The organism is Microbulbifer thermotolerans (genome assembly GCF_900112305.1).
In the GTDB taxonomy this organism is placed as follows: Bacteria; Pseudomonadota; Gammaproteobacteria; order Pseudomonadales; family Cellvibrionaceae; genus Microbulbifer; species Microbulbifer thermotolerans.
This window is the reverse complement of record NZ_FOKT01000006.1, coordinates 80,092-93,598: the sequence shown is the minus strand read 5'-3', so window position 1 is coordinate 93,598 and position 13,507 is coordinate 80,092. Positions and strand designations below refer to the sequence as shown.

Sequence of the window (13,507 nt, the reverse complement as noted above, 5' to 3'; positions counted from 1 at the left end):
CCAGCTCTATCGATAGTATCTAATTATGCCCTGCCATTGCGCTTCGCGCAGGGCGCCGTGCAAGCGTCCAATATTGTGCTCACCCGTTTGTACCGCACACGGGCGGATTGATTGCCAACGCCCATTCTACCGCTGTTTCGGTACGGTTGAACAACGGGCACCAGCGTAATTGAGACGCTTGTCACAAGCTGATGACAGCCAGAAAATTCATCACAACTTCCCCTGTCCCGACCCGCGGCGCCGCGTTATGACAATGCCGTCCCGGAGTCCAAATCCATCGGGTTTCAGGTACACTTCGCCCACCGTATTCGAGGTCTTCCCATGCAACCACAAGACACGCCTATTCCCAACCTGATCTCCGATATCAAACGCACCGTAAGAGCCGCACTGGAGGAGGACATCGGCAGTGGTGATATCACCGCCCAGCTGATACCGGCAGACCGGAGCGCCCGCGCGCGGGTGATTACCCGTGAGGCATGCACCGTCTGCGGCCGCGCTTGGGTGGAGGAGGTTTTCCACCAATTGGACCCGGATTTGCAACTGACCTGGCACTGCGAAGACGGCGATCAAGTGGCCGCCAACGCGGTGCTTTTCGAGCTCACTGGCAACGCCCGCGCCATTCTGACCGGCGAACGCACCGCACTGAATTTTCTGCAAACCCTTTCTGGTACGGCAACCACCGCAGCGGAATACGCGGCGCGGGCAGCGGGCACTCAGATCAAGATACTCGACACCCGCAAGACGATTCCCGGCTTGCGCACGGCACAGAAATACGCCGTACTCTGCGGGGGCTGCCACAATCATCGCATTGGCCTCTACGACGCCTTCCTGATCAAGGAAAACCATATCGCCGCCGCTGGTGGTATCGACCGGGCCATCGCCCAGGCCAAAAAGATCAAGTCCGGAGCACTGGTCGAAGTAGAGGTGGAAAATCTCGACGAGCTGCGCCAGGCACTCGACAGCGGCGCGGACGTAATTATGCTGGACGAGTTCAGTGACGAGGACACGCGGACCGCGCTCTCCCTGGCCAAAGGCAAGGCCAAAATCGAGATTTCCGGCAGTGTCGACAGTGACCGCTTACAGCAGCTGGCGAAACTGGAGGCGGACTATATTTCGTCCGGCAGTCTGACTAAACATCTACGCGCCATCGACCTCTCCCTGCGTATCGATCTCTGACGGCATCACCGCTTGACGTAGAGGGGCTCCGCGCCCCGTAATCACGCACAAGCGGAGGGAATATCAGTGCAAAACCGCCAGATACACGGATGTATCCCATAGCGTCACGGGTGTGTACTTGCACTTTCGTATCCGCCCCCAGGTCCGGGCGCCCCTCCCCACTATACAACCCTCGCGATTCAGGCAGTCGTTCCCTAAGCTTTATTTGGTCCCTTCTTTCACGGAGATTCCTGTCATGAACCGCTGCGAAACCTGTGGTAACGACTACGACAAAACGATGGAAATCACTATGGGCGGTATAACGCACACCTTCGACAGTTTTGAGTGTGCCATCCAGGCCCTGGCGCCAAGGTGCGAGCAGTGCAACTGCCGTATCCTGGGCCACGGAACCGAAGCCGGGGGCAAATTCTACTGCTGCGCCCACTGCGCGGCGCGCGCGGGGCATCCGGAAATGGTTGACCGATCCTAGCCGGCAATTGAGAACGGGGCCTCGCGGCCCCGTTTTTTCTCTTACTTCCGCTTAGGGCAGATTGTGTACATGGCTGCCGACCGGCCCGGAAAAGATTCCACCGTCGTGCATATCCCAGTTAATCGACCAGGTCATCACGCCGTTGAAATCCGGCCAGGCCTGACTCGGCGTCAGGCTGCCGCAATTAACCCGCGCGGTAAGGCAGTCCAGTGCCCGGTTGATATCTGCGGTGGCAGCCTGTCCGCTCCCGGCGGCGCTGGGCCCCGACGGCAATCCCAAAGCCACCTGGTCCGGGCGAAGCCCGTCGAAATAGCCCGCCGAGCCTCCACCGAGCGGGAAACCTTCAATCAGCATCATCGCCGAAGCCACCATCATATCCACTGATCCCGCCGCATAGGCCTGGGAATGGTAGGGGGTGGACAAGCCGCCGTTGTTGTACAGCTGTACATGCAACAAATCCAACTCGTCGCGCAGCTGATCAATCATCGGCAGATATGCGCCCCAAATACCCGTGTAGGCCACATAGCCACCCTGAACATAAGGATGTTCCGGCGCCATGGACAAGTACATATTCGGGTAGCGCGCTTTCAGCTGTTTAACCGCGCTGACGAGATTCTGCACCACCGGCGCACCATGCATAACGCCGGCACCTGACTCGAGATCGATGTCGATACCATCGAAGCCGTATTCATCCAAAATGTCCGCGGTGCTGTTAACGAAGTTGGTGACATGCTCTGCACTGTTGAGCGTCACGGTACCGTTCTGGCCACCAAATGACAGCACCACTATCTTGCCAGCGGCGCGTTTGGCCGCAATATCATCAATAAATTGCTGTTTGTTCAGCCCCGCGTCCAGATTGAAAGCGACATTACCGTTGCCGGCATCGTCCGCAAAAGCCACGACAATCACATCCCATACGTCCGATACTTCCGCGATGCGATACAGGCCCGAGCCATTGTTGAAGTTGTGCCAATAACCCACCAGCGCGTGCTTCGGCAACAAGCCACTGTTGCCGCCGGAACTGCCGGGGTTGCCAGAACTGCCCGAGCTACCAGAGGAGCTGGAAGAACTGCTGGAGCTACCCTCACAGTCCCCCAACTGCGTCCAGGCTTCCCCCCAAGCCCAGCCGACACCGGGCGCATAGGCTCCCCCCAGACTGCACCAGCCTCCCACATCACAGCGGAATTCCGATCCGACGTTTTGCACCAAATCGCCAGTGCTGTAACGCCCCCCATCGACATACTGCGGTGAGCTGCAACTGCCACCACTGGATGAAGAGCCGCTTGACGAGCCGCTGCCGGAGGAGCTGCTTGAGGAACTGGATGAAGATGAACTCGACGAGGAGGAAACGCCATCACAGGCACCGTCGTAGCGCCAGACATCCCAGGTCCCCGAATGGGTCGCTGGATCCTCGGCCTGAGTCCACCATTTGGCGGTATAGGCATTGTTAAGGTGGCGAACCTGATCTCCGCCCACGTAGACGCCTGCGTTCTCCCAGTCGGGCAGACTTCTGCAGTCCACCGCGGCGGCGTTTGCCGCACATAGCCCCAAAGCGGTGAGGCCAAGCCAAAACATTTTCATAATCCTTGTCCTTATTTCGTCGCCAGCTCCGGCGCCGCCGGGTGCACCTGCCCCTGGGCTCTGGGCTGGCCGCCAACATTCAACAAACACCCGGGTTTGAATCGCAGCAGCGGGAACCAGCGCCCGACAAAGGCAAACAATCCGCGCTGCTCGATATAGCGCGCATAGGCGACATAGTCCGGGTCCCAAGAAAGATGCCGCTCTTCCGTACGGGCGCGCATGAAGTAAATAAAATTCACCAACAACAGCAGCAGCGAGTGACGCAGTGCTTCATCCGCGGTGGTGCTGACCATAAAAGGCATGGAAATCATCCACCAAGACAGATTTTTACTGACATAAGCCGGGTGCTTGGTGTAGCGATATGGGCCGTTGGTGAGAATGCCGCGGTGGGTCAAATTGGAAAAGCGGATACCGAACGGCACACTCGCCCACACATAAATGGCAATCAGCAGAAGAATCGCGCTGCCCCACAGGCTGTAGGCCCAGGGTGTATTCCAGAACCAATAACCCCAGGCCGGCCCTTCATCGTATTTGAGATAGAGACCAGAAAAAGAGCCCCAGAATGGCTGATAGCCTATTAGCGCCACCCCCCAGCCGAGAAAACTCGGCTCTGCAGTGCGGATATGGGAGTCAAACAGGCGCAGCGTGCACACGTAGCCCACGGTCACGAACAACAAATCGATGTAGTAGAGAAAGTTGAAGGTGAAATCGAACACTGCGCGAAAACTTCCCACGAGCTGCGAAAAGTCAAAATTGAGCAGTGTTGTCAGGTTATTGCCGAGATAGACAAACATCAGCGGAAGGAAAAACAGTTTCACCAACCAACCCAGCAACAATTGGCCAATGGCGCGGCCATCGACATCATCGCGCCGGCCGAGCAGCCAGCTACCCAAGTGCCAATAGCCGTCCCTGGGTTTCAGCATGTGCCCGTCCAGCCAGTAAAAATAAGGTACCGCCAGCAACAGCCACCAGGGCAGAACCGTTTTCACCACCGCAAAATAATTGTCGTAAAAAGAGCCGTGATATTCGGGAAACAGCCAGTAAACAAAGGCCACCAGGCCCACACTGGCGTAAAAGCCCAACAGCTTCACCGCCGCGCGCCGCGCGCTGCCCTGCTTGCGCCGGGAAAAATCCAACCCTGCGGACGCATTGCGGTAAGGCTTCAGAAACAACCACTCCAGCAGAATAATCGGCACCGCCAGGGCTGTGCAGACCACTATCAAACCAGCTGTGCGCGAGGGCAATTGTTGTCCGTATTCGCGCAGCCAGACCACCGCCAGCAGAGAAATGCCAAGGGCGATCAGATTGATAACAACACTGGTGGGTGACTTGGGACATTCGACGGCTTCCGCCGCCGCGGGCTTTTTATTTTTTTTCATATCGCGGCCAGGTAATCAGTCAAATAAATTTTGTTTTGCCGGGCCCCGCGGCCATCCTGCCATCGGGGCCCTTTGGTTCCGAGTATATTTTCCGGAAACCAAACCAATCTACTGATTACTGTGCATGGCTTCAATCAACTCGCCATCTGCCGTATCGCCGGAAAGTTCCCAGAAGAAGGAGCCTCCCAGATTTTGGTCGGCGATATACTGCATTTTTCCGGCAATGGTAGAGGGTGTATCGTAGCTCCACCAATTGTTGCCACAGTGCGCGTAAGCCGTGCCAGCAACGGTGCCAGTAGCCGGGCAGGTGTTCTTAAGCACCTTGTAGTCCTCAATACCAGCCTCGTAGGTACCCGGAGCCGCACCAGTAGCAGAGCCGCCAGGAGCCGACTGGGTGACGCCGGTCCAGCCGCGGCCGTAAAAACCGATACCGAGGCTGAGTTTTTGTGCCGGAACACCTTTGCTTTTTAGTGCCTGAATCGCTTTATCGGCGTAGAAACCGGGAGTCGGGATACCCGGGTAGTCATACAATGCGGAATGCGGCGCAGTGGGACCATCGGCGTCAAAAGCACCAAAGAAGTCATAGCTCATGACGTTGTAGAAATCGACATATTGCGCCGCACCGGCGTAGTCCGCCTGATCGATCTTACCCCCTGTGTTGCCGTCCGCGGTGATCGCCGCAGTGACCAGCTTGTTACCAAAACGGGCGCGCATGGCTGCCATCATCTCGGTAAAAGCGGAGAAACCACTGCTATCGCAGGTCAGACCACAAGAATTGGGGTATTCCCAGTCCAGATCGATTCCGTCAAATACATCGGCCCAACGCGGATCGAAAACCAGGTTGTAACAGGAATCGGCGAAGGCCTGAGGATTCTGCACTGCCTGGGGGAAACCACCGGACCAGGTCCAGCCGCCAAACGACCAGAGTACCTTGATATGGGGGTACATCTGCTTCAGCTTGCGCAGCTGGTTGAAAGACCCCCGCAGTGCGCCCGTATCCCAAGTATCGGCCACGCCGTCGACACTTTCGGAAGCATCGTAGAAGCGGTCATAGTCTGCGTAGGAATCACCGATAGTGCACTTGCCATTCTGCACATTGCCGAAGGCGTAGTAGATATGCGTCAATTTCTCGGCAGATCCACTGGTGACAATGTTTTTCACGTGATAATTGCGGCCATAGACGCCCCAGTTCACGAAGTAGCCGCCCAGGCGCTCGCCGCCACTGCTGGAACCACTGCCGGAGCCGGAACCGCTACCAGAGCCGGAGCTGCTGCCGGAACTGCTGGACGAAGACGAGCTGCCGGAGTCGCTGGCACATTGCCCAATCAGCCGCCATACACCCTCCGCACCAGACTGGGCCGGGTCTTCCCCCTGGGTCCACCACTTGGCCTCATATTCCTTGCCCTGGTACTGGACCCGGTCTCCGCCAACGTAAACCTCGGTCGCAGACCACAGCGGCAGACTGACACAGCTGCCAGTGTCAACCGGGCCTCCGGAACCGGAAGAACTTCCCGACGAAGAACTGCCGGAAGAGGTGCCACCGGAAGAGGAACCACTACCGCCGTCACAGGCCCCAATGTCTTCCCAGGCCTCGGGCCAGGCCCATCCGGCGCTACCACCCGGCTCGTAGGGGCCGCCCTGGCTACACCAGCCCCCTACCTTACAGCGATAGGCCACGTCGTAATTCTGCACAATATCGTTCGTGCTGTAGGGGGAACCGTCCACGTAGACAGGTACGCCTCCGCAATCGTAGCTGTACGCCTGTCCCGTAATCAGGCCGAGTAGCGCCAGGGCCCCCAACCGTAAAGACGTCATTGTTTTCATGCATGTCACCGTATTTTTAAAGTGAGTTCGATAAGCCAACGGCGAAAGCCCGCGCAGATACCCCACAAGATGCAACAGCGCACACCAATCCCGCTGCACATCCCCACCACTCCAGCGAGCCACACTGATGCAAATATGCGCCTTTGGCATCCGAGCACTTCAACGCCCTGTTTCGCCGGTGGGGACTGCTGAGCACCGTTTACCGACGCACAGACAGCGCTGTCAAAAATAAAAATGATAACGCTGTCATCTGTGCGCGAGAGAAGATAACGCTGATTATTTTTTCGCACCAGACAGCGATTACGAATAAGTGCAGATGGTCACATAACGGCGAAAAAAATCGCGTCAACCTAAGAAGTGAGACACAGTCAGAGCAAAACGTTTTGCTAAAAAAGTCTGCTGTTAATGGTGGTGATGTTGGTGTTCTTGGTGTTGGTGATCCATGCTTTCCACCGCCGGCGTGTGGTCATGACCGGCGTGGCCGCCGTGCCCCAACGCCCCCCAGAGGGTCCAGCCACCGAACAGCAATATCGCGCCGGCAAACAGCAGCCGCACCGCCGGTTTCTGCATAAAACTGCGCACCTGCGCCGCGGCGGCGCCGGTGGCGAGCATTGCGGGCACAGTGCCGAGGCCAAACGCCAGCATTGCCAGCGCCGCGCGCAATGCGCTGCCCTGAGCCAGAGCGAAGGTGAGCGCACTGTAGACCAAACCGCAGGGCAACCAGCCCCACAGCGCCCCCAGGGCCAGTGCCTGGGGAGCGGACTTCACTGGCAGCAGTTTTTCCGACAGCGGGCGCAGGTAACGCCAGAGATGCGCCCCCCCTTTTTCCAGCCAGACAAGGCCGCGCCAGATCCCCGCGATATAGAGCGCCATAGCGATCAGCATCAGCCCCGCGAGCAGGCGCAGTGGCGTCAGTGTCGGCAGTGCCGCCGCCCCCAGTGCCCCCGCCAGAGCCCCCATGAATGCGTAGCTGCTGAGACGCCCTGCGGAATAACAGATCAACGGCGTCCAGGCAGTCTGCCGTCCCGGCACCGCCATCCCCAGAGCGGAGGCCACACCGCCGCACATGCCAATGCAGTGACTACTGCCAAAAAATCCGACGGCCAGCGCAGCAGCCAAAAATCCCCAGTCTCCCATTAGTCATCCCGCTCATCTTGCTCTGGTACATCGACGCCGGACTCGTCGTCATCGAAAAGGATACGTCTTCCTTCGGTTTCCAAGTCGTCGTACTGGCCGCTGTTCACCGCCCAGAAAAAGAGCTTTACTGCCAGGCCAATAAAAAGAATGGCGATGGGAATCAAAAAATAGAGACTGTCCAAAACTACCCCCGACTGATTAATCCCGAGGAAACCTGCCCCGTTGGCAGCAAGTTGCCAACAGGGCGCTTGCCCACACGACTGCGCGAAAGCCGCAATGCGTTCAATACCACGATCAGTGAGCTGGCCGACATGCCGATAGCCGCCGCCCAAGGCGGTACCAGACCGCACACCGCCAAAGGCAGAGCCAGAGCATTGTATCCCAGGGCCCATGTCAGGTTCTGACGCACAATGCGCCGGCATTTGCGCGCCAGGGCAATGGCGTCCGGCAGCACCATCAAATCGCCGTTCAAAAGGATGGCGTCCGCCCGCGACTGGGCGAGATCTGCAGCAGACAGCATCGCCACCGAGGCGTCCGCACCGGACAACACCGGCACGTCGTTGAGACCGTCCCCCACCATGAGCACTTTGTCGCCACGCCGTTGCAACTGTTGTAGATGTGCCAACTTGTCTTCCGGTGAAGCCCCCGCGCGGAAATCGCGGATTCCAGCGGCAGCGGCAAGGCGCGCCACCTCCGCCGATTGATCACCACTCAACAGTTCCGTGTGCAGGCCTTCCGCTTGCAGCCGAGCCACTGCCCCTCTCGCAGAGGGGCGCAGACTGTCGCCCAGCGCAATCCAGGCGACAGGGCCCTCGGTATCGGCGAGCAAGAGCCACTGCCCTTCCGCCGCCGGAATTTCCGGTGCCGCCGCGCCGGTCGGCTGCACAGCGAAGTCCGCCCGCCCCAGGCGCAGCCGCTCGCCATCGACAACACCCTCAACACCCTGCCCGGTATGCAGTCTGAGCTCGCTTGCGCCGAGATTGCCGCGCCAGGCCCGAAAGGCGCGAGCGAGCGGGTGGTTACTGTGGGATTCCAGCGCCGCAGCGCAGTCCTTGACCCGCTGTTCTGTCCAGCCGTCGCGCAAAAGTTCAATCTGCGTTATGTGAGGTTCGCCGCGGGTCAGGGTGCCCGTTTTATCGAACACGACACGGGTAATACGCGGAAGGGTTTCCAACAGATTGCCCGCGGCCACCAGCAGACCTATCTGTTGCAGGCGCAAGGTCGCCGCCGCGACCGCCGCCGGAGTGGCCAGTGACAGGGCGCATGGACAAGTGACAACCAACACCGACAAGGCCACCCAGAAGGCCCGCTCCGCGTCCAGGTGCCACCAAAAGGCGAACGCCGTCAGCGCCGCGACAAGAACCAGGCCGACGAACCAGCCGGCAACGCGATCCGCCAGAGCCACCTGGCGTGGCTTTTCCAACTGAGCCCGCTCCACCAGACGCTCTATCGCGGACAGGCGCGTGGCCTGGCCGGCAGCCGTCACACGCACAAGAAGTGAGGAATCACTGTTGACGCTGCCAGCATAAACCGTACTCCCTGGGGACTTTTGACGCGGAGCGGACTCGCCGCTGAGAAGGGACTCATCCACGCCGCTCTCACCCTCGATGACCTCGCCATCGGCGGGAATGGTGTCGCCAGGGCGCAACAGTATGGTGTCGCCGGCGGCCAATGCCGCCACCGGGACACTGTTCTCTTCACCCTTTTCAACTTTTGTCGCTGTCAGTGGCAACAGCTGCGCCAGGCCGCCACTGGCGAGACCGGCGCGGTGGCGTGCGCGCATCTCCACAGTGCGGCCAAGCAATAGAAAAAAGGTGAACATGGAGATGGATTCGAAATAGACTTCGCCGGTTTCAAAAACAGTGGCATAAAAACTGGCCACATAAGCGAGGCCTATAGCTAGTGAGACCGGCACGTCCATACTGAGGCTGCGCCCGCGCAAACTGCGCCAGGCGGCGGAGAAGAAGGGTCTCGCGGCGAAAAACACCACCGGCGTGGCCACCAGCAGGGACACCCAGCGCAGGTAGCTTTGCAGCTCGGTCTCTATGCCGCTGCTGGCACCGAAATAAAGTGCTACGGCAAACATCATCACCTGCATGGTGCCCAGTCCGGCAACACCCAGGCGGCGCAAAGCCGCTCGCTGTTCGCGCTGGATCAGGTCTTCGCTGTTTGCCGAAGTGGCCGGTGCCGGCCGGTAACCGATGCGGGCCAGTTCGGCGAAGAGCTGACTGGGTCGTATTGCGGATGGATCAAAGCATACCTGCGCGCGCTGGGTATTGGCGTTGACCGACACCTTGTCCACCCCTTCGAGCTGGCCCAGATGTTTCTCGATCAGCCAAACACAGGCGGCACAACTGATACCGCCGATCAGCAGACTGGCGAGTTGGCGATCGTCATCACCGAAGGGGCGCACATACTGGCGCTGTACCTCCGCCAGGTCGTAAGCGGCCCAGCGATCCTCGGGCGGCACCTCCTCCGGGCGTTCGTTTCGGCTGTCCCGGTAGCGGTAAAAGTTGTCGAGACCGCCGGCGACGATGGCACCGGCCACCGCCTCGCAACCAGGGCAGCACATAGGACGCTCTACCCCGCCGATGCGCACAGAAAAGTTGCTGCCGGCGGGCACTGGTAGGCCGCAGTGATAGCAGGCAGTGGAACTCATTGAATAGCGGGATTCAGCGGCGCGGAGTCGCCCAGGTCAAAGTTGATCTCGCCCTTGAGACGCCACTCGGCTTTCTGGTGCTCCTGCGGGTTCAGTTCAGGCATCAAACGCAAGTACCAACGGTGCTTGAGCTCGCCGGTCACTGAGCCGGTATAACGGCCCACCGACAACTGTTCGAGCAGAATATGGCGGTCCAGATCCGCCTCCACCGGGTGGCTGAGTGTCAGCAGCAACCGCTGAGGGTAGTCCAGATCGCCTGTCAGCTCGAGGGTGATGGTGTTGTCCGCGCGCGCGAAGCGCACCATACCCGCGAGCCCCAAAGCCTTGGCCCGCTTGTCCTGGTCTGCGGTGAAGTGATACAGGCGGCTGTCTTTGTAGTAGGTGTCGCTGACAGTGTCGTCCGCGTGACGCACAGCGATGGAGACCATCACGAAACTGACTACCACGGTCAAAATCAGTGGCGAAAGCACAAGCCACACCCAAAACTCACGATACCAAGGTTTTGAAGAGTGTTTACTCATTGTGTTATCCAAAATTACGGACCGTGAAACCTTTATTTGAAGGCCCGCTTTCCGCGGGCCTCAACGTCTATTGCTTAGGTCCGATAAACACCGTCTGATGCCGGTCTATCAGTTCGGGATCATCCTCCGCCTGCACGACGATAACGATATTGTGCTTGGCGGTTTTCAATTGGTCCTTGGGCACACTTACGCGAATTGGCACCGCAAAGATTTCCCCCGCCTCCAGGTAGATATCCCGCGGCCGGCGCAGGGAGTAATCGTAACCAGCCACGCCCTCGACGGCGATAGAAAACTCATGGGGATCCCGGTCCATGTTGTTGATTTTGACCGTGTACACGTTCTGAATATCCCCGCGGTACTCGCGGAACAGGCGCGCTCCCCGGTCGCGCAACACCTCGGCCTCTATGGGGCTGCGGGTGACGACCTGATGGGTAAAGAGGGCAACCATCGCCGTCAGCACAAAAGCGTAACCGAACAGGCGCGGGCGCAGGTAATTAGTTTTACCCGTTTCCAGTTCGTCTTCCGATGTGAAACGGATCAAGCCACGCTCATAGCCCATCTTGTCCATGACGCTGTTGCAGGCATCCACACACAGACCGCAGTTGATGCATTCGTACTGCATTCCGTCACGGATATCGATATCCACAGGGCACACCTGCACGCACCAGGAACAATCGATGCAATCGCCCAGTCCCTCTGCTCGATAATCCATATTTTTTTTGCGGGGGCCACGGGTTTCCCCGCGCTTGGCATCGTAGTAGACCGCCAGGGTATCCCGGTCGTACATCACCGACTGGAAGCGCGCATAGGGGCACATGTACTTGCACACCTGTTCGCGCATAAAACCGGCATTGAAGTATGTGGCAAAGGTGAAAAAAGCTACCCAGAAAACGGCCTGAGGATGGGCTTCAAAACTCGCCAGATCCACCACCAGATCGCGAATCCCGTAAAAGTAGCCGACAAAAGCCAGTGCCGTGGCAAAGGCGATCAATATCCAGATGGCGTGGGTGCCCCCCTTGCGGAGCACTTTGTTCACACTCCAGGGCGCCGCATCCAGTTTTATGCGCTGGTTTCGGTCTCCTTCACACACCCGCTCGGCCCAGATAAACATCATGGTCCACACCGTCTGCGGACAGGTAAATCCGCACCAGACCCGGCCCAGCCATGTGGTAACCGCAAACAAGCCAAAAGCGGCAATGATCAGCAGCCACGCAAGCAGGAAGCCATCCTGGGGGCCGAAGGTGGCCCAGAAAATGTGGAACTGTCGCTCCGGGAGGTCGAAGTGAAGTGCCTGACGGCCCTCGATATTAAACCAGGGGATGAAAAAATAGGCCGCCAGAAGAGGAAGGCCCGTGTATTTGCGGATCCGGGTGTAGACGCCGCGGATATGGCGAATATAAACCTTGTCTGCCGACTCATAGAGCATGCGGTAGCGCACTTCGCCGTCACCGTCCTGCTCTTCGATGCTGGGGATTCGATTGTCGCTCACAATACCTCTCTTAGCCCCTGCGCGGCGCGAACGGGCTCTCTTCAACTCGATGAGGCTTTTCTTATTCGTCCGTGCGACGCCCGGGATCCCGTTGCGACCCGGCCGCGCCGGGTCGATGGTTCAGATTGGAAAACTACTGCTCTACCTCTTCCTGACGAGAGAGGCTGTAGACATAGGCCGCCACCAGGCGGATCTTGTCTTCGCGCAGTTTGTCTTTCTGGCTCGGCATCTGGTTCTGACGACCGCCGCGGATGGTGTGTTGTATCTGCTCGCGGCTGCCGCCGTAGAGCCAGATATTGTCGGTCAGATTAGGGGCACCCAGCGCCTGGTTACCCTTCCCGTCCATACCGTGGCATGCCATGCAAACGGTGCCGAAGATCTTCTTGCCCTCGGCGGCCATCTCGGCATTGTGCTCGAGGCCGTTCATAGCCAGCACATATTCTGCGGCATTCTTGACACCTTCCTCGCCAATTACCGGACCCTGTGGCGGCATCACACCCTGCCGACCCTCGTGAATAGTCTCGAGAATTTTCTCCGGCGTACCCCCGTAGAGCCAGTCGTTATCGGTGAGGTTGGGGAAGCCATAGTTGCCGCCACCATCCGCGCCGTGGCACACAGCACAGTTGTTGGCAAAGATGCGCGCACCCATTTTCAAAGCCTCGCGGCTTTCGGCAATCTGTTCGATAGGCATATCCAGGTACTTGCCGAAAGTATCGTCGAACTGCTCCTGCGCCTTCGCCTGCTGGGCCTCCAGCTGATTCACGGAAGTCCAGCCACGCAGCCCTTTGAAGTTACCCAGCCCCGGATAAACCGCCAGGTAGATAGCGGTAAATATCAAGGTACCCACGAACAGCATGAACCACCATCTGGGCAGCGGGTTGTCGTATTCCTGGATGCCGTCGTAGACGTGACCGGTGGTTTTGTTTTCCGGATCCGCCTGGTCATCCACCGCCACTTTGCGGTTGGCAAACAGTACCCAGGCAATCAGACCCAGGTTCGCGAGGGTGAGCACAATTACCCACAGACTCCAAAATGTACTCATTACTTATCCTGCCCCTGTTTTTGTTTCGCGCCGGATTTGTCTCCGGATTCATCTTTGTCCCCGCGAGCTTCATCGGTTGAAGGCTCTTCATCGGCGAACGGCAGCTTGGCGTCCTCCTCAAAGCGCTTTTTGCGCTTCGGAGAAAAGGCCCACCAACAGATGGCGAGAAATGCCAGTGCTCCGAGAACGACGGCGATCTGCCGCAATATGTCAATCATGCTAAACCTCGT

At 58.6% G+C, this 13,507-nt stretch carries 12 protein-coding genes; 2 read left to right on the top strand and 10 right to left on the bottom strand.

Going from position 1 to position 13,507, the window contains the following annotated elements:
• Positions 1-321: 321 nt before the first annotated feature.
• Both nadC and BM155_RS10885 read left to right on the top strand, forming a co-directional pair.
• Positions 322-1,176, top strand: a complete 855-nt coding sequence (gene nadC, locus BM155_RS10890; RefSeq protein WP_067154441.1) for a carboxylating nicotinate-nucleotide diphosphorylase — start codon at positions 322-324, stop codon at positions 1,174-1,176.
• 235 nt (positions 1,177-1,411) lie between these two features.
• Complete coding sequence (locus tag BM155_RS10885) at positions 1,412-1,645, top strand: metallothionein (protein WP_067154444.1); 234 nt, start codon at positions 1,412-1,414, stop codon at positions 1,643-1,645.
• A 51-nt stretch (positions 1,646-1,696) separates the two neighbouring features.
• Here the strand turns inward: BM155_RS10885 and BM155_RS10880 are convergent, their stop codons facing one another.
• The 10 genes from BM155_RS10880 to BM155_RS10835 form a co-directional block, all read right to left on the bottom strand.
• Positions 1,697-3,226 carry a glycosyl hydrolase family 18 protein gene (locus BM155_RS10880; RefSeq protein WP_067154446.1) on the bottom strand — a complete coding sequence of 510 codons (1,530 nt, stop codon included), beginning with the start codon at positions 3,224-3,226 and terminating at the stop codon, positions 1,697-1,699.
• 11 nt (positions 3,227-3,237) lie between these two features.
• A complete protein-coding gene (locus BM155_RS10875; RefSeq protein WP_082817498.1) occupies positions 3,238-4,605 on the bottom strand; it encodes an isoprenylcysteine carboxylmethyltransferase family protein in 1,368 nt (455 codons plus the stop codon).
• Between the two features lie 108 nt (positions 4,606-4,713).
• Positions 4,714-6,429 carry a glycosyl hydrolase family 18 protein gene (locus BM155_RS10870; RefSeq protein WP_067154449.1) on the bottom strand — a complete coding sequence of 572 codons (1,716 nt, stop codon included), beginning with the start codon at positions 6,427-6,429 and terminating at the stop codon, positions 4,714-4,716.
• A 402-nt stretch (positions 6,430-6,831) separates the two neighbouring features.
• On the bottom strand, positions 6,832-7,566 hold the full coding sequence (locus BM155_RS10865) for a sulfite exporter TauE/SafE family protein (RefSeq protein ID WP_074903083.1): 735 nt from the start codon (positions 7,564-7,566) through the stop codon (positions 6,832-6,834).
• A complete protein-coding gene (gene ccoS, locus BM155_RS10860; protein WP_067154455.1) occupies positions 7,566-7,748 on the bottom strand; it encodes a cbb3-type cytochrome oxidase assembly protein CcoS in 183 nt (60 codons plus the stop codon). The genes BM155_RS10865 and ccoS overlap by 1 nt, the downstream gene beginning before the upstream one ends.
• A gap of 2 nt (positions 7,749-7,750) precedes the next feature.
• Entirely contained in the window at positions 7,751-10,225 is a 2,475-nt protein-coding gene (locus BM155_RS10855; protein WP_074903081.1) for a heavy metal translocating P-type ATPase, read from the bottom strand.
• Positions 10,222-10,746: a FixH family protein gene (locus BM155_RS10850; RefSeq protein ID WP_067154458.1), complete on the bottom strand. Its 525-nt coding sequence runs from the start codon at positions 10,744-10,746 to the stop codon at positions 10,222-10,224. The genes BM155_RS10855 and BM155_RS10850 overlap by 4 nt, the downstream gene beginning before the upstream one ends.
• 67 nt (positions 10,747-10,813) lie before the next feature.
• Positions 10,814-12,235, bottom strand: a complete 1,422-nt coding sequence (ccoG, locus tag BM155_RS10845; RefSeq protein WP_074903078.1) for a cytochrome c oxidase accessory protein CcoG — start codon at positions 12,233-12,235, stop codon at positions 10,814-10,816.
• A 133-nt stretch (positions 12,236-12,368) separates the two neighbouring features.
• Positions 12,369-13,277, bottom strand: a complete 909-nt coding sequence (ccoP, locus tag BM155_RS10840) for a cytochrome-c oxidase, cbb3-type subunit III (protein WP_175487793.1) — start codon at positions 13,275-13,277, stop codon at positions 12,369-12,371.
• The gene (locus BM155_RS10835; protein WP_067154462.1) at positions 13,277-13,495 is read right to left on the bottom strand and encodes a CcoQ/FixQ family Cbb3-type cytochrome c oxidase assembly chaperone; all 219 of its coding nucleotides are present in this window, start codon (positions 13,493-13,495) and stop codon (positions 13,277-13,279) included. Before BM155_RS10835 ends, ccoP begins: the two co-directional genes overlap by 1 nt.
• Positions 13,496-13,507: the final 12 nt, after the last annotated feature.